This is a genomic window from Gemmatimonadaceae bacterium (assembly GCA_019637445.1).
GTDB lineage: Bacteria > Gemmatimonadota > Gemmatimonadetes > Gemmatimonadales > Gemmatimonadaceae > Pseudogemmatithrix.
Genome location: JAHBVS010000001.1, coordinates 1,032,523 through 1,049,144, shown reverse-complemented (window position 1 = coordinate 1,049,144; position 16,622 = coordinate 1,032,523). Strand labels below are relative to the sequence as shown.

Sequence of the window (16,622 nt, the reverse complement as noted above, 5' to 3'; positions counted from 1 at the left end):
CGCAGCCGCGCACCGCGCGATTGCCCGTTACATCATCGCGTCGCCAACATCCGCGCCAATGGCACCACCTCCGGCATCGCCATGAGCCAATGCCGCGGCTTTGTCGGTTCGAGATCCGTGCGCGAGTACGGGCCCCAGAGCACGGCCGCGGTCTCGACGCCCGCCGCATTCCCGGCGTGCATGTCGTGCGTGGAGTCCCCGACAAACACCGCGCGCGCTGCCGGCACCCCAAGCCGCGACAAGGCCTCAAGCACCGGCTCGGGCTCCGGCTTGTGCCGCGTCGTGGCTTCGATGCCGACGACCGTGGTGAAGCATTCCTCCACGCCGATCAACTTCAGCGCACGCCGCGCGCCCGTCTCGAGCTTCGACGTCACGACACCAAGCGTGAATCCTTCCGCGTGCAGGGCACGCACACTGTCCACCGTACCGGGATACGCCGTCACCATACGGTCGTGATGCTCGAGCTGGTGCTCCCGATACCGCGCCCGCAGCCGCGCCACGTCCGCCTCATCCTCGGCCCAGAGCCCGAGCATCTGATCCAACGGCGTGCCAATCAGATTGGTCCACTCGCGTACCGACGGCCGCAGCGCCCGGCCCTCGTATGCGTACTCCATGCTCGCGATGAGCAGGCCGATGGAATCCACAAGCGTGCCGTCGAGGTCGAACAGCACGGCGTAGTTGCGAGTTGGGGCCACGGGGCTTGAATTGGCGCGGGTTCAGGTCGTCGGGCGCGACGGCGCCGATTGCTACGGCGCGGCGCTCACCGAATGGTAACCACGGCCCTTCCAGGCCACGCGACTGCCGCGCCACGCAGCCGTGGCACAGATGGCGGAGAACATCACGGCGGCCAGCGGATAGCTCAGCCCCCAAAGCGGATTGAGACGCGCATAGGCGTAGGATCCCATCCAATAGAGGACGCTGGTGGCCGAGCCGATGGTGCCGAACCACAGGGCCCAGTCGCCAAGCACGCCGGAGAGTCCAAGCGCGAGCACCACGATGGGGAACACGGGCAGGAGCGCCGGCAGCGGAAACACGAACGGCAAGGCCGCGCGCCCGATGGCGCCCAATGGCAGGGTGTCGCGACCCGCCGCGTACACATTCTTCCCCCAACCGCGCCAGATCTCACCCAGGCTCGTGTACATCCGCGTGCTGAGATGATCCTGCGCCAACACCATCTGCGCGCTCATCCCCAGCTCGGTGTATCTCTGCGCCAGGCGCAGGTCCTCGGCCACGTGCGCACGCACGGCCTCGTGTCCGCCGGCGCGCGCGTAGGCCTCGCGCGCGGTCAGCACATACTGGCCGTTGGCGATCTTATCGACGGGGCGCGTGCTGCGGCTCATCGTCTCGAGGCCGCCGTAGCGCGCGAGCAAGATGCTCATCACGTAGGGCTGCAGCACCTTTTCCCAGAAGCTGACGGCAGCCTGATGGCCCGCCACCGTGAACAGGTCGGCGCCGCGCTGCTCGCGGGCGGTCACGCTGCGCGCGATGAGCTCGGAGCCGTGCCTGGTGTCGGCGTCGGTGAACAGCAGCAGCGCACCGCCTGCCTGCTGCGCACCGCTGTGACAGGCCCATTGCTTGCCGAACCAGCCGTCCGGGAGCGGCGGCGCCGGCACGACGCGCACACGCGACTGTCCACCACGCCGCGCGGCATCTTCACCGGCTACGCCGCGTGCGATGTCAGCCGTCCCGTCGCTGGAGTGATCGTCCACCACAATCACCTCCAGCGCCGGATACGAGGACGCCAGCACGCTGCGCAGGCAGTCACCGATGTTGTGCGCTTCGTCGCGCGCGGGGATCACCACGCTGACCAGCGGCGTGTCGCCCTCAACGCGCTGCGCGTACTCGTCGAGCCGGCGCGAGTTGCGGAACCGCAGGGCCACTACGAGCATCGGCAGCGCCCAGAGTCCGGCGCCCAGCAGCGCCGGCCAGTGCTCAGCCACTAGCAGCGGCGGATGTGCCGGTCGCAAGGCGCGGCGCACCTGCGTCATCCGATGCGTCGCCCGCGCGCTCGCCACGCGCGAGGATCGTCGCGGCGGCCATATGCCCCGTCACGTTGGTCGTGGTGCGGAACATGTCGGGAATCGTGTCCACGCCGAGCAGGATGCCAATACCTTCTATAGGAATGTTCGCCGCCATCAGCACGGGAATCATCACGAGAATCGAACCGCCCGGCACACCCGGCACGCTGAACGACGTGATGGCACTCGTCGCCGCGATGGTGAGCAACTGCGCCGTGTTCAGGTCCACTCCGTACAACTTCGCGATGAACAACACACCCACCGTCTGTCCGATGCCCGCGCCCGCGCGGAACATGCTCGCCGCCAACGGAATGAAGAAACTGCCGATCTGCGGCGGCAGGCGCAGGCTGTCCCTCACGCTCTCCAGCATCGCCGGCAGCGCGGCCAGTGAGGAGCGCGAACTGAAGGCGATGCCCTGCGCCGGCAAGCAGGCCTTGGCGAACTCACGCAGCGGCGTGCGCCCAATCACCACGGCCGCGGGATACAGCACCAAAGCCATGAACACGATGGAGATGCTGCTTACGATCACGATGTAGCCGAGCAGCGCACCGGCAGCCGCAAGCCCCATCCGCGCCGCGAGCGGCACGGCCAGCGCAAAGACACCGATGGGCGCCGTTGCGAGAATGGCCCGCACGAGCACCAGCGACGCATCCTGGATGCCCTCGAACACCTTGCGCAGCGCGGCGCGCCGCTCGCCCTCCACACGCGTCATCGCCGCTGCGAAGAGCACTGAGAAGACGATCAAAGGCAGCATCGCCCCATCTGCCGCCGACTTGATGGGGTTCGTCGGCACCAACGACAGCAGCCACTCACTCAGCGTCTGCACCTTGGCGTTCGCTTGTGCGGCCTCGCCGGCGCTCGCGGCCGAGGCGCGGAGCGCATCAACCGCCGACGGATCAAGATCGAAGGCGCCCAGCAACGGCGCCCCCAGCGCCACGCCCACAATCGACGCCAGCGCGATCACCACGACGAAGATCGCCAGCGACCGCGCGCCAAGCCGCCCGACCGCACGCGGGTCCGGCGCCGCGCTCACGCCGACAATCAGCGTGGCGACGACCAGCGGAATCACCGTCATCCGGATCGCGTTGATGAACAGCGTCCCCAGCGGCTCGATCCAGCCCACCAGCGCCGCGGCCCAGGCGCCCTCGACGCCCGCGATGCCAAGCCCCAGGCCAAGGCCGGCGATTAACCCCAAGAGTACTTGTAACGTCAGAGACATAGGGGGCAAATCTGGCGCGAGAACCGCGTCTCCGCCTCTTCTGAACGCTCTTCACGCCTTACGCGTTACTGAGATATGAGACCAGATGCCTTGCGCCACGCGCTCGGTCTCGCCGCGGCTGCATTCGTAGTCGCCGCGTGTTCCGAGGTTGAAAGCGCCGAACCGCTCCGCACCGCCGTTATCGGCGCGCGCGACATCGTCATCAGTGCCCGTGCCGCCGGCACGGTCGCGCCGGTGACCACCATCGAAGTCAAATCCCAGGCCTCGGGCGAGATCACCGAGGTGCACGTCGAGGAAGGCGAGATGGTCCGCCGCGGCCAGCTCCTGGCGCGCGTGGACCCACGCATTCCCAGCAATGCGGTCATCCAGGCGACGGCCGATTCCGTCGTCGCGCAGGCCGCGCTGGCCAACGCCGAATCACGGCTTGAGCGCGCCGAGCAGCTGTTCGCGCAGCAGGCGCTGACGGAAGAGGAAGCCGAAGCCGCAAGGCTCTCGCGTGCCACCGCCTACGCAGACCTCATCCGCGCGCAGCGCGCGCTTGAGGACGCCCGCATCGCCTTCGTGCAGACGGAAGTGCGTGCGCCATCCGACGGCGTCATCCTCTCCCGCAGCGTCGCCGTGGGCAGCGTCATCGCCTCGGCGAGCCGCGACGTGGGCGGCGGTGCGATCCTGATGCGGATGGCCTCGCTCGATATCGTCGAGGTGCGCGCGCTGGTCGACGAGCGCGACATCGGCCGCATCAAGGAAGGCCTCCCGGTGGAGATCACCGTGGCCTCGTTCCCGAACCGCCCCTTCCGCGGCGAAGTGCTGCGCGTGGGCGCCGAGGCTGTGATCGAGCAGAACGTCACGACGTTCCCGGTGATCGTGCGCATCCCCAACGCGGATGCGCTGCTCAAGCCCGGGATGAACGCAGAGGTGGAAATCATGATCGGCGAGGCCCGTGACGTGCTCGCGGTGCCGGTCACTGCGCTGCGCGACGAGCGCGATGTGGAAACGGTCGCCGAACTCGTGGGCCTTTCTTCGGATTCGATCCGCGCGCAGCTGCGTGACTTCCCCCGCGGTGCCTTCGCGGCCTTCGTGCGGCACAACGGGCAGGTGCGGGCGCAGGCGGTGCAGATGGGTCTCACCGACTACGATTGGGCCGCGGTGCTCGATGGCCTCGTCGAAGGCGACACGGTCGTGATCCTGCCGACCTCTGGCCTGCTGGCCGACCAGGCGCGCCGCGCCGAATGGATCCAGCGTCGCGTCGGGGGCGGACCGCTGGGCGGAGGCTGAGCCGTGCGCTTCTCCGAGATCCTCAGCGTCGCGCTGGCCTCGCTGCGGGCCACGAAAGGGCGCGCCTTCCTCACGGCGCTCGGTATCGTGATCGGTGTGGGAGCGGTCATCACGATGATTGCGCTCGGCTCCGGCGCACAGGCCGCCGTCGAGGCGCAGCTGGCCGCACTGGGCACGGACCGCCTGACGATCTCGCCCGGTCAGTCCTTCGTGCGCGGCGCGGCCAGCGCCGAGCGGGCGCGGCTGACCATCGACGATGCGGAGGCGCTGAAGGAGGCGTCGTCGCTAATCGCCGTGGCGCCGATCCTCACGGGCCGGCAGCAGCTGAAGATCGGCGAGAACAACGGAAACGTCGATGTCATCGCGACGGTTCCGCAGCTGGAGCAGATCGATCGCTATGAACTCGTGGCGGGCCGATTCATCAGCGAAGGCGACCAGGCGCAGCGCAAGCAGGTCGTGGTGCTGGGCGCGGACATCCCCGAGGAACTGCGGCTGGGTGAGGTCGTGGCCGCCGACCTGGTGGGGCGGCAGGTGCAGATCCGTGGCATCAACTTTGAGGTCATCGGCGTGCTCGGGCAGTATGCGAGCCGCGGGCGCGACGATCCCAACGAGTCGGTGTTCATCCCGCTCAGTACCGGGCAGTTCCGAATCTTCGGCTCGGACCGCATCCAGCGCATCAATGCGAAGCTGGTGGCGCCGGAGCGGATGAACGCGGGCATCCTGGACATCGAGCAGATCCTGCGGCGCGAGCATCGTCTGCGGCCCGATGCCACCAACGACTTCCGCATTCAGGACAACTCCGAGTTTCTCACGGCGCAGGCGGAGGCCGGCGAGACGCTGACCTTCCTGCTCGCCGGCATCGCCGCCGTGAGCCTCATCGTCGGCGGCATCGGCATCATGAACATCATGCTGGTGTCGGTCACCGAGCGCACGCGCGAGATCGGCGTGCGGAAGGCCTTGGGCGCCACGCGCCGCAACGTGCTCATCCAGTTCCTGCTGGAGGCGATGACGCTCTGCCTGATCGGCGGTGTGGTGGGCGTGGCGATGGGTTACGGCGCGGCGATGTTCCTCGGACGGCTCAACGGCTGGCCGATGGAGGTGTCGATGGACTCCATCCTGCTGGCCGTCGGTTTCAGTGCGGCCATCGGTATATTCTTCGGGGTCTGGCCAGCGCGGCGGGCGGCGCGTCTCGATCCCATCGAGGCCCTGCGTTACGAGTGACCGCGGCTGGCCCTCCGTGCCACCCCGACGCCTCCCATATAGATGTCGTACAAGACCGCCGCCGACTTGATTGCCGAGGCGAAGAGCCGCATCCGCGAGGTGACCGTCGCCGAGGTGATGGCCGCGCTCGACGGCGCTGACAAGCCCGTGCTGCTCGATGTGCGCGAGCCGAAGGAGACGAATCTCGGGCGCTTGCCCGACGCCATCGTGATTGAGCGCGGGAATCTCGAGACCAAGGTCGAGGCGCTCATCCCGCGCGAGGCGAAGGTCGTGGTCTACTGTGCGCGCGGCAATCGCTCCGCCTTTGCCGCCGACGTGATGCAGGTGATGGGCTATCAGGACGTCGCCAGCATGGCCGGCGGCTGGGCGAGCTGGGTGGCGGCCGACGGTCCCGTCGAGGGCTGAGATGGCCGCGGGCGCTGACGCCTCGGACGCCTCGGCTGCGGCGCGTGCGGCGTCGGTGGAGTCGCGCATCGCCCGAGTTGCACAGGCGATTGTGCAGCGCCCCGGAGCACTCGCCGAGCGAGACGAGCCGTATCACGAGGCGGCGGTTGCCCTCGTGCTCCGCGAGGCCGAGGACGACCTCGAGCTGCTGCTGATCCGCCGCGCAGCGCGCGAGGGCGATCCCTGGAGCGGGCAAGTCGGGTTGCCAGGCGGCCGCTGGGATGCCGGTGATGCCTCGCTCGAGGAGACCGCGCTGCGCGAGACCATCGAGGAAGTCGGCATCGACGTTCGGGCGCACGGCCGCGTGCTTGGTGCGCTCGATGAACTGCGTCCGCGCACGCCCGTCTTGCCACCGATCATCGTGCGGCCGTACGTGACGATCCTCGACGCGGCGCAGGGGGCGTCGACGTCCGTCGAGGTGACGCCGAACCACGAGGTCGCGTCCTGGCGCTGGGTGCGCGTCGGCGAGCTCTTCGCGCCGGCGACGCGCATCGTGACAACGGTGGAAGTGCGCGATATGCAGCTGCGCGTCGACGCATTCCAGCTGGGCGACTACACCGTGTGGGGGATGACGGAGCGCATCCTCAGCACCTTCGGGGAGATTTGGCGATGAGCGAGGTCGGGTTGCGGGAGGCGACGCCGCGCAGCGCGTGGATTGCGCTCGCCATCACGCTGGTGGCCACCGCCGTGGCGATGCTCGTGGACCGCACGGCATACCAGTGGCTGAACGCACCGACCATCTACGACAAGGACCTCGGCCGCCTGCTACGCGTGATGGGCTTCAGCGGCACTTGGATCCTGCTGGCGCTGGCGGTCGGGCTGCACGAAGGCAGCAATCCAGCGCGACGCGCTTGGGCCAAGCGGCGCGCGTGGTTGCTGTTCTGGTCACCGACGCTGGCGGGCGCACTGGCGGAGCTGATCAAGATTGTGGTGCGCCGTGAGCGGCCCGGTGCGCACGATGGGCTGTACGGCTTCCGACCGTGGGATGAGCGCACGTGGAGCACCGGTGGTTTGGGCTTTGCAAGCTCGCACGCGGCCGTGGCCTTCGGTGGCGCGGCGATGCTGGCGCGGCTGTTTCCCCGCGCGCGCTGGGTGGGCTATGGACTGGCGATTGGCTGCGCGGCCACGCGCGTGCTGCACCGCGCGCATTTCGTGAGCGATGTCGTGTTCGCTGCCGGACTCGGCTGGCTCAGTGGCTGGCTGCTCTGGCGGTTCTTTGCGCCGGCGGACGCGTCGGCCTCGGCGTCGTCCTCGACGCCGCCGAACTCGGCGGCGAGCGCCTCGTCCGGCTCGATCAGCGGCGGCGGGGTCAATGGCGGCGCCCTGCTCGCGCTGCTCGGCCTGCTCTCACTCCCCACGGCTGCACTCGGCGCACAGTCTGCCTCGCCTTCGCGCCTGCCGTCCTGCAGCTACGAGTCTTGCGCGCTCAACGTGGTGCCACGCTGGAACGGCCTGGCCGTGGTCCGCGGCGCGGACGAGGCGCACGTGGCGACACTCGGATTCTTCTTTCCGGGCTCACTCGAGGCGGCCTTTTCCGGCGTGCCGACCGCCGAGGCCTTGGGGAGCCGCGCCGTGCGCACGCGATGGGCGGCGGCGTTGCTCACGGATCTCGGCGCGGCGGCAATCCTCGTGGGAGCACTGCGCGCGAGCGGTGAGCAGGGCAGCGACGACACCGCGCGATTGTGGCTTGTAGGCGGTGCCGCCGCGCTCGGCGTCAGCGTGCCCCTACAGTTCCGCGCCGACGGCTTCCTGAGTCGCGCGGCCTGGCAGTTCAACGCCCAGTTCGCGCGCTAGCTCAGCCGTAGGCCACTCCCGGATAGATCAAGCTGATGGCCGTGGTGAACACGGGCCCGAAGATCGACGGGAACAGCTTCCAGGCCACGAAGATTCCGAGGAATCCAAGCGCCGGCGTGCCCCAGATGAGCTGCTGGTAGCGCGCCGTCACGCCACGCGACATCAACAGGGTGATGGCCGCGCTGCCATCCAGCGGCGGCACCGGCAGCAGGTTGAACACGAACAGCAGCAGGTTGAGCGAGAAGACGATGCTGAGCATCCGTCCCGCCGCGTCCCAGGCCGCGCCACCGTCGGTCATCGCCAGCATGCCGAAGGTCGCGCGCTCGGGCGGCACGAAGATCTCGGCGATCGCCCCGACGCGCAGCGCGGCCAACGCGAGCACGACGAGCAGCAGGTTCGCTGCCGGGCCGGCCAGCGCCATCAACGCTGCGCGCCGCGGGTACCGCGCCGCCCATCGCGTGTCGTAGGGCGCACTGGCGTAGCCGAAGGGCCAGCCCATCGTCACCGACGTGAGTAGCGGCAGGATCACCATGCCGAATGGCTCGCGCCGGATGTGTGGCATTGGGTCCAGCGAAACCTGCCCGCCGTGGTAGGCCGTGGGATCGCCACCGCGCAGTGCCGCCCAGGCGTGCGCCGCCTCGTGCAGCGTGGTCGAGAGCAGGAAGACCACGAAGTACGCGAGGCCCGTCGCGAGTTGTTCGGTCACTTCTTCTCGACCAGTCGCGTGAGGCCTTCCTGCGCGGCGCTGGCCACCAACTCGCCGCTGCGCGTGAACACCTGGCCGCGCACGAATCCGCGCGCACCAAACGCCGACGGCGTATCGCTCACGTAGAGCAGCCACTCGTCGGCGCGGAAGGGACGATGCAGCCAGAGCGTGTGGTCCAGCGAGGCGAGGAACAGCCGCGGGTCGCGCCACCACACGCCGTGCGGCTGCAGCGCCGTGGGCAGGAAGCCGTAGTCGGAGGCGTAGGCCAGCACGGCGTGATGCAACATCTGCGCGTCGGGAATGCGCTCGCGCAGGCGGAACCAGACCATCCGATGCGCATCGGCGACTGGCACCGCTTCCGGCGGACGGAACGGATTGTTCGGCCGGATCAGCCGCATCTCCAGCGGACGGTCCTGCGTCAGCACGTGGCGCAGCGATTCGGGAATCTTGTCCGCGTTGCCGCGGATAATCTCCAGTTCCTCGGGGCACTCCTCCGGCGGCGGCACCTCGGGAATCGCGAACTGATGGTCCAACCCGGGCTCGGCGATGTGAAACGACGCCGAGAGGTGAAAGATCGCGTTGCCGTGCTGGATCGCGGTGACGCGGCGCGAGGTGAAGGAGCGGCCGTCTCGCGGACGGTCCACGAAGTACACGATCGGCGCCGAGGTGTCGCCCTCGCGCAGGAAGTAGCCGTGTACCGAGTGCGCCTCACGGCCCTCGCCGACCGTGCGGCGCGCGGCGACCAATGCCTGCGCGAACACCTGGCCGCCGAATACGCGGCCCGTGCCGACGTCGCGGTTCATCCCGCGGTAGATGTCTTGCTCGATCTGCTCGAGTTCGAGCAGGCGGATCAGGTCTTGGACGACGGACATAGCCCCTGTGGGTTGCGTTGGGCAGAGCTTCCTAAAGCTAGCGGGTTGGCCCCGACCCCCCCGAGGTCCGAATCAAAAGGTCGGGGAGCGGCGTAGTATGCACATCCGGGCCGCCGTCGCCGATATCGAACGGCTCCATTGCCTGTTATCCGATTCCTGAGGACGCAGTTCGATGTCGCGCACCATCACCGCCGTAGCCACCGCGGCGGTTGTCTTCTTGGCCTCCTGCACCGGCGACTCGCCCGCCGGCCCCCCGCGTTCACAACCCCTTCCGCCGCTCGCCGCCGCCACGTGGTATGTCCACGCGGCCGAAGGCCAGCCGCTTCCCGCGTTGATTGCCCACCGCTTGGTGGACGGGACCCTGGAGCAGGACTTCCTCGATTCCGCTACGGTCGAGGTGCGCGCCGACAGCACCTGGGAACGCCGGATGTGGTTCCAGCGCTACCGCGCCGGCGCGACGCCGGTCCGCGTGGCGCAGCTCGAATGGGGGCGCTGGGCCGTCAGCGACAGTGGCTACCTCTTCACCTCGGATCTCGGCGTGCGCAGCTTCGTCGTGGCGCGGATGACGCCTGGTGACTCCACGGTCCTGCCCATCCGCGGCAGCGCGGAAGGATACGTCCTCGCCACGCTGCGCAGCGTCGCGCCGCCGCCGACGATGTTCGGTGAGTACCGCGTGGCAACCGTGAACGGACACCCGCTGCCATCGGCGATGTACGTCTTCCCCGACGTAGAGGTCGACGGCCGACGCTTCAGCACGCATTACCTCGTGGACTCGGCGCGACTCGCGTTGCATCCCAACGGGCAGTACCAGCAGGGCATCTACTACAGCGAATGGGAGGGCGAGCCCAACGGCCCGCCGACGACCTTGCTCTACCGCGCCTACACCGGCGACTTCGGTACCTGGACGCGCAGCGGCACGCAGCTCGCGTTCGAGTCCGGCTACCTGCAGAACCACCGCTTCAGCGGCAACAGCGAAGGCCCAACGGGCCTGGCGTTGCTGCACGGGCTCTCGCACGGCGACCCGCCGGTGCCGGTGACCTACGCGCGCTAGAACTCCGTCGTGACACGCAGGATCAGCGCGCGTCCGGGTCCGTTGGCGAACTCCTTGTAGCGACTCATAAAGCTGCGGAACTCCGTGTCGAATGCGTTCCGCAGCGATGCGTCCACGATGAACACGCGCGAGCCGAGGAGCAGCGTGCCGCCGGCACCGAGGTTCCAGAGTGCATAGCCTGGTGGCGCGACGTCACGCGGGTCCACGCGGGTCTGCCGCCAGTTGTACTCGCCCTGGAGGCTGAGCGAGGGGCGAATCACGGCCGCGCCAAGACGCTGGCGCTCGAATCGCGCGCCAACCTGCGCGCGCGGCGGCGGCACGAAGGTCAGCGGGACCTCCGCAGTGGTGTTGTTTCCGCGCACGATGTCGCCGGCGCCCTGCAGCGTCAGCCAGGGCAGGGCACGCCAGGCGGCGCGCGCCTCCAGGCCCTGCAGCAGCGCATTGCCCTGCACGACCTCCAACGAATCGAAGGCCGCGCCGGTGCCGAAGGGGCGCAGGTAGATGTAGTCGTCGATGGCGTTGCGAAAGACGCTCAGCTCGCCCGTCACGCGAGCGGCTTCGACGCGAAGGCCGAGGTCGGTGTTGAGCGACGTCTCCACACCGAGGTTGGGGTTGCCGCGCTCGAACGCACGCGTGCCCTCGTGGAATCCATAGGCGTAGAGATCCGGCGCGGCCGGCGCGCGGAAGCCGCGGCCAACGCTCGCCACAAGCGATGCCACCGGCGTCAGCCGGTAGGAGACGCCCGCCGAGCCGGTCACCGCGGAGCGGGACTGCGCATCGGCGCTGAGGCCCAGTTCCGCGTCGTCCTCGATCGAGAGGTCGCGCACATCCCAACGCGCACCGATCGTGCCGCGCAGCCGTCCGCGCTCCAGGTGCTCAAGCGCATAGACAGCGAGGCCGCGCGAGCGCGAGTTGGGAATCAACGAGGTCAGTCCACGCTTCTCGAAACGGCTGTCCATCGCGAACACGCCGATCGTGCCGCCAGCGAGCGGGCCAAGGCGATCGTGATGCAGGTGCACGAAACCCGTTGCCGTGTTCACGAGCAGGCCCAGCGTGATGTCCGAGGCGTCGGACGCCGCGAACTCGCGACGGAAGTTGCTCTCCACGCCCAGCTGCGTCTGCAGGCGCAGCGCAGGACTCAGCCACCGCTCGGCCTCCAGCGTGCCACGGTCGGTCGTGAGTCGCTGGTAGCCCGTGTAGCCGGGCACAGTCACCGGATCGTCGAAGATCTCGATGCGCTCCTCACGGCGCGCGTAGCGCAGCGAGAGCTTGCCCGTTGCGGCTGCATAGCCCAGCGCGGCATCGACGTTGCCCGTGCGATTCTCGGTGTTGCGCAGCGGACCCGTGGGCGCGCGCATATCGCCAGTGCTTCTCCCCGTGAGCGCGAGACGTGCGCCGAGGCCTTCGCGCGCGGCCTCAAGCCGAATCGTCGCGTCCGGGCCCATCACGTTGGTGTTGTATGCCGTGGTCAGCGTGCCGCGCAGGAACGGCGACTCCCCGCGCGCGCTCGGCATCGCCGGAGCGATCACGTTCACCACACCGCCCAAGGCATCGCTGCCGTAGAGCACGCTCGCCGGGCCCTTGATCACCTCCACCTGCTCCGCGTTCGCCGTCTCCACGTTCGGCGAGTGGTCGTGGCCCCACTGCTGCGTTTCGGTGCGCTGCCCGTTGTCGAGCGTGACGATGCGGTTGTGCGTGAGCCCGCGGATCACCGGCTTGCCGATGCCGGTGGTCATCGAGAGGGATCGCACGCCGGGCAGCTGCTCGAGCAACTCGCCCACCGCGGCGCCCTGGGCGCGACGAAGCTCCGCGCCGCCGAGCACCGCGACGGGCTGCGGTGCGTCGAGTACACGCGTGGGGGCGAAGGTGGCCGTCACCTGCATCGCACCAATCCGGCGGGCGGAGTCGGTGCCGACCGCGGCACGACGCAGCGAATCAACGCGGATCGAATCGAGGCGCACAGAATCGGCGGGCGCTCGCTGCTGCGCCTGGCCCACGGAGACCGCCCCAAGCAGCAGGACGGCAATATTTCGGAACGACACGTTCATTAGTTAGTATGTCCTAAATGTTGAGTATCAAGTTAGGGCAGCCTAACTTATTGTCAATGACCAATCCAGAATCCGAGCGCCCCGCGCTGACCGGTCAGGCCGAGGACTACCTCAAGGCCATCTATGAAGTCGAGCAGCGCGGATCGGCAGCGGGCACGAACGACATCGCCGCCCGACTCGGAATCGCGCCCGCCAGCGTCACCGGGATGATCCAGCGGCTTTCCCGTCTCGGACTCGTAAGCTCCGAGCGCTACAAGGGTGCGCGGCTGACCGAAGCCGGTCGCACCGCCGCGCTGCAGCTCATCCGGCGCCATCGCATCATCGAGAGCTATCTCGTGCAGCGGCTCGGTTTCGGCTGGGACAACGTGCACGACGAAGCCGAGCGTCTTGAGCACGCGGCGAGCGATGAACTGATTGACCGGATGGCCGCAGCAATCGGCAATCCCACGGAAGATCCGCACGGCGCGCCGATTCCCGCGGCGGACGGCACGGTTGATGAGTCGCGCGCCGAGCCGCTGCTTACGATCGCCGAAGGGGGACAAGCAACGGTTGTGCGCATGTCAGACCGCGACCCGGCGTTCCTGCGCTACCTCGACGAGATCGGGATCCGACCAGGCGCCAGTGTGCGCGTGGTGCATCGCGCGCCCTTCGACGGTCCCATCACGCTCACGGTGGACGGCGCCGAGCGCATTGTCGGGACGAATGTTGCGGCGCGCGTCTTCATTCGCTGAGCCGCCGAAACGCGGGCGCCCTGGACTCTGGCGCTAACGGCGTGGCGCCGCGGGTCGTCAGACGGCAACAACCATTCGACGTCCGCTGCCAGAGGACCGCCTTGCGCACGTACCACGCACTCCTGCTCGCCAGTCTCGGCGCCGCCTGCAGCGACGCCACGCTCGCGCCGGTCGACGACGGCTTCGCCGCCGTCACGGCCGTGCTGACCGTGGATCCCCGAGCGCTGCCGAACTACGCGGCGCAGGTCCTGCCGGCCTACTACACCCCGCCGCAACTCCAGCGCGAAGAGCAGAACCCGCTCGGCAACACCCTCACCAACGCGGGCGCGACACTGGGCCGCGTGCTCTTCTACGACCGGCAGCTGAGCCGCACCGCAACCGTGAGCTGTGGATCCTGCCATCAACAGTCACTCGGATTCGGCGACTCGCTGCAGTTCAGCCGCGGATTCGACGGCCTTGGCCAGACTGGCGCGCACTCGATGCGCTTGGCCAACGCGCGCTTCAACGAAAGCGGCAAGTACTTCTGGGACCTGCGTGCGCCGACGCTCGAAGCGCAGACCACGCAGCCCATTCGCGACGCGGTGGAGATGGGCTTCGACGACGCGCACGGCGGCTTCGCCGCCGTGATCGATCGCCTCTCGGCGCTGCCGTACTATCCGCCGTTGTTTCGCTTGGCCTTCGGCGACACGGTCGTGACCGAGGATCGCGTACAACGCGCGCTGGCGCAGTACGTGCGCAGCATCATTTCGGTGAATAGTCGTTGGGACCAGGCCTTCGCCCAGGTGCTTCCCGGTCCGCCGGGCGCGCCGCCGCCGTTCAACGTCCCGCTGCCCGGATTCACGGCGCAGGAACGACGCGGCCAAGAGCTGTACTTCCAGCCGCCCGCGGCCGGTGGTGCCGGCTGCCAGGGTTGCCACACGGCGCCCAGTTTTTCCTTGGCGGCGAACTCCAACGGGAATGGCTTGGATGCAGGACAGACGCAGGTGTTCCGCTCGCCGTCGCTGAAGAACCTCGGCCTCAGCCGGCGCTTCATGCACGACGGTCGCTTCGTGTCACTGGAACAGGTGGTGGAGTTCTACAACAGCGGGGTGCAGGAAGGCCCCTCGCTGGATCCGCGCTTGCGTGGGCCTGGCGCACTGCCGCAGCGACTCGCGTTGTCCGACGCCGACAAGGCAGCGCTGGTGTCGTTCCTCCGCACCTTGACCGACCAGAGCTTGCCGACGGACGCGCGCTTCGCGAACCCGTTCCGCGCGCCGTAGCTCACTCCGTCGGCGAGCCCTCGGCCTTCCAGCGACGCTCCGCCTCCTCGGTCGCGGTGCCCACGCGACCGACCGTGATCAGGATGACCGGTCCGATGAACGCGCTGCCGACCAGAATGAACACCACGCCGCTGCTCGACGGATTGCCGATGGCGGTCTGCCAGATCAGGTACTGCACGAGGAACAGCGGCAGGTGGCCGACGGCGGCGGTGATGTCGAGCGTCGCGCGCATGGCCTCGATCACCGGCGGCCGAAAGCGCGCCGGCAGGCGCAGGAATCGGTCCTTGTCCGGGAAGTTGAACCAGTGGGGCCGCCGCGGCAGCGAAGCGCGGATGAACTCCAACATCCCCTGGATCAAGAGCGCCATCAGGGGGACGAGCAGCCAGATCAGCAACGATCTCTCGCGTAGGCCCCGCGCGTTGCCCGACGCATCGATCCCGGTCGGGATCTGCTCCGGCAGCCCGCCATAGGTGCCCAGCGCGAACGCAAACAGCACCAGCACCAACGTCCACGACACGATGCGTGCGACCGGCACCGACTACTCCTTCCGGGCCAGCGCGCGCAGCGAGGCCGAGAGATAGGCAATCCGGCCATCGGGGCCCGGTATCAGCCACAGCGTCTGGCGGTCGCCCATCGGCGGCTTGATGAAGAAGCTGTTCTCGGACAGCATCAGCACCGGCAAGCGCGCGATGCCCTGCTGCAGGATCACCGAGTCGCCCTCGACCTTGAGCTCCAGCTGCGTGCGTCCCATCGCGTACACGCCGGCCATCGCGCGCGCCTCGGCGGCCGTGGGCTTGCGGCCAGGCGGCAGCGAGTCGCTGGGCACCGTGAACGGCACGCCACCGAACTCCTTGGCGAACTGCGCGCTGATGGCCGGCATCGGATTGCCACCGCGGTTGTCGAGCACCACCACGGCGAGCCGCTTGTCGGGGAACATCGTGAGCAGCGCATCGAAGCCGTTGATGGCGCCGCCGTGTTGGTAGAAGCGCTCACCACTGGTCTTGCCGCGACCGATCATCAGGCCATACGAGTAGCCGACCGTGGTGTCATTGGGGATGCGTGTGCCCGGCGTGGTCAACATGCGCACGGCATCCGCCGAGAGCACGCGACGGCCATCGAGCATGCCGCCGTCCATGATCGTGATCGCGAAGCGCGCCATGTCCTGCGCGCTGGCCATCAGGAATCCGGCCGCCCACTGCGCCGTGTTCTCGGTGAACGGCCGCACCACGGCACCAGGGTTCTGCGGCATCCCCACGTGGCCCTGTGAGAAATCGCGCGTGAGTGCGGCGAGCGGACGGAACGTTGCGTGCGGCATTCCCATCTTCGAGATCACGAGCTCATCCGCCAGCGTGCCGAAGCGCTTGCCGCCCGCCTGCTCGGCCACGTACCCGGCCATCGAATAGCTGGGATTCGAGTACGACAGGATGCGTCCGGGTTCGGTGAAGAACATGGTGTCTGAGATCTCGCGCATGACCTCGCCCAGTGCGCCCTCGCCCATCCGGCCGTAGGGGACCGCGTTGTCCAGCCATCCGGCGTTGTGCGTCATCAGCTGGTGGCTGGTGACGGTGCCGACCTTCTTGCCCTCGAGTTCAGGTACGTAACGACTGATGGGTGCGTGCAGGTCGAGCTTCCCGTCGGCGGCGAGCTGCGTGAGCACCGCGCCCGTGACCATCTTCGTCACGCTGCCGACGCGGAACAGCGTCTGCGCGCTCACGGGGCGCTGTGTCTCGATGTCGGCGACGCCGTAGCCCTTGGAGAACACGACCTTGCCGTCGAGCGCGACGGCGACCTGCACGCCCGGCGTCTTGCTGCGCTCGAGCTCGGCGGCGACGATCGAGTCGAGACGGGCAAGATTGGGGGACTGCGCGGCGACATCGACAGCGCCCACCCCAACGGCGATGAGGCTCAGCAGTAGCGCAGGCCTCGCCTGGCGCAGGCGGCGCATGGAAATATTCGGGCGGTGCGAGCGGCAGCGACTCATGCG

The 16,622-nt window shown here is 68.5% G+C and carries 16 protein-coding genes; 8 read left to right on the top strand and 8 right to left on the bottom strand.

What is annotated here, in order from left to right; translation table 11 throughout:
* Positions 1–32: 32 nt before the first annotated feature.
* From KF709_04825 to KF709_04815, 3 genes are read right to left on the bottom strand one after another with little or no spacing between them, the layout of a single operon-like run.
* The gene (locus tag KF709_04825) at positions 33–695 is read right to left on the bottom strand and encodes an HAD-IA family hydrolase (GenBank protein MBX3173710.1); all 663 of its coding nucleotides are present in this window, start codon (positions 693–695) and stop codon (positions 33–35) included.
* Between the two features lie 51 nt (positions 696–746).
* The gene (locus KF709_04820; GenBank protein MBX3173709.1) at positions 747–1,940 is read right to left on the bottom strand and encodes a glycosyltransferase; all 1,194 of its coding nucleotides are present in this window, start codon (positions 1,938–1,940) and stop codon (positions 747–749) included.
* Positions 1,933–3,237 carry a dicarboxylate/amino acid:cation symporter gene (locus tag KF709_04815; GenBank protein ID MBX3173708.1) on the bottom strand — a complete coding sequence of 435 codons (1,305 nt, stop codon included), beginning with the start codon at positions 3,235–3,237 and terminating at the stop codon, positions 1,933–1,935. Before KF709_04815 ends, KF709_04820 begins: the two co-directional genes overlap by 8 nt.
* A gap of 90 nt (positions 3,238–3,327) precedes the next feature.
* On the opposite strand from KF709_04815, the gene KF709_04810 reads away from it, so the two are divergent.
* From KF709_04810 to KF709_04790, 5 genes are read left to right on the top strand one after another with little or no spacing between them, the layout of a single operon-like run.
* The gene (locus tag KF709_04810) at positions 3,328–4,512 is read left to right on the top strand and encodes an efflux RND transporter periplasmic adaptor subunit (GenBank protein MBX3173707.1); all 1,185 of its coding nucleotides are present in this window, start codon (positions 3,328–3,330) and stop codon (positions 4,510–4,512) included.
* Positions 4,513–4,515: 3 nt separating this feature from the next.
* Positions 4,516–5,733, top strand: a complete 1,218-nt coding sequence (locus KF709_04805) for an ABC transporter permease (GenBank protein ID MBX3173706.1) — start codon at positions 4,516–4,518, stop codon at positions 5,731–5,733.
* A 42-nt stretch (positions 5,734–5,775) separates the two neighbouring features.
* Positions 5,776–6,138, top strand: coding sequence for a hypothetical protein (locus KF709_04800; protein ID MBX3173705.1), 363 nt, complete (start codon positions 5,776–5,778; stop codon positions 6,136–6,138).
* Position 6,139: 1 nt separating this feature from the next.
* Positions 6,140–6,790 (top strand): CoA pyrophosphatase, encoded by a 651-nt coding sequence (locus KF709_04795; protein ID MBX3173704.1) that lies wholly within the window; start codon positions 6,140–6,142, stop codon positions 6,788–6,790.
* Positions 6,787–7,971: a phosphatase PAP2 family protein gene (locus tag KF709_04790; GenBank protein ID MBX3173703.1), complete on the top strand. Its 1,185-nt coding sequence runs from the start codon at positions 6,787–6,789 to the stop codon at positions 7,969–7,971. Before KF709_04795 ends, KF709_04790 begins: the two co-directional genes overlap by 4 nt.
* Position 7,972: 1 nt before the next feature.
* On the opposite strand, the gene KF709_04785 is transcribed toward KF709_04790, so the two are convergent.
* Both KF709_04785 and KF709_04780 read right to left on the bottom strand, forming a co-directional pair.
* A complete protein-coding gene (locus KF709_04785) occupies positions 7,973–8,677 on the bottom strand; it encodes a hypothetical protein (GenBank protein MBX3173702.1) in 705 nt (234 codons plus the stop codon).
* Positions 8,674–9,549 (bottom strand): acyl-CoA thioesterase II, encoded by an 876-nt coding sequence (locus tag KF709_04780; GenBank protein MBX3173701.1) that lies wholly within the window; start codon positions 9,547–9,549, stop codon positions 8,674–8,676. Before KF709_04780 ends, KF709_04785 begins: the two co-directional genes overlap by 4 nt.
* A gap of 172 nt (positions 9,550–9,721) precedes the next feature.
* Between KF709_04780 and KF709_04775 the strand changes: the two genes are divergently transcribed.
* Positions 9,722–10,600, top strand: a complete 879-nt coding sequence (locus KF709_04775) for a hypothetical protein (protein MBX3173700.1) — start codon at positions 9,722–9,724, stop codon at positions 10,598–10,600.
* On the opposite strand, the gene KF709_04770 is transcribed toward KF709_04775, so the two are convergent.
* Positions 10,597–12,642 (bottom strand): TonB-dependent receptor, encoded by a 2,046-nt coding sequence (locus KF709_04770; protein ID MBX3173699.1) that lies wholly within the window; start codon positions 12,640–12,642, stop codon positions 10,597–10,599. The two genes, KF709_04775 and KF709_04770, sit on opposite strands and share 4 nt — an antisense overlap.
* Before the next feature lie 62 nt (positions 12,643–12,704).
* Here KF709_04770 and KF709_04765 point away from each other — a divergent pair, with 62 nt between their 5' ends.
* Entirely contained in the window at positions 12,705–13,379 is a 675-nt protein-coding gene (locus KF709_04765; protein ID MBX3173698.1) for a metal-dependent transcriptional regulator, read from the top strand.
* A 101-nt stretch (positions 13,380–13,480) separates the two neighbouring features.
* The gene (locus KF709_04760; GenBank protein MBX3173697.1) at positions 13,481–14,638 is read left to right on the top strand and encodes a hypothetical protein; all 1,158 of its coding nucleotides are present in this window, start codon (positions 13,481–13,483) and stop codon (positions 14,636–14,638) included.
* Between the two features lies 1 nt (position 14,639).
* Here the strand turns inward: KF709_04760 and KF709_04755 are convergent, their stop codons facing one another.
* On the bottom strand, positions 14,640–15,173 hold the full coding sequence (locus KF709_04755; GenBank protein MBX3173696.1) for a hypothetical protein: 534 nt from the start codon (positions 15,171–15,173) through the stop codon (positions 14,640–14,642).
* 3 nt (positions 15,174–15,176) lie between these two features.
* The gene (locus tag KF709_04750) at positions 15,177–16,583 is read right to left on the bottom strand and encodes a beta-lactamase family protein (protein ID MBX3173695.1); all 1,407 of its coding nucleotides are present in this window, start codon (positions 16,581–16,583) and stop codon (positions 15,177–15,179) included.
* Positions 16,584–16,622: the final 39 nt, after the last annotated feature.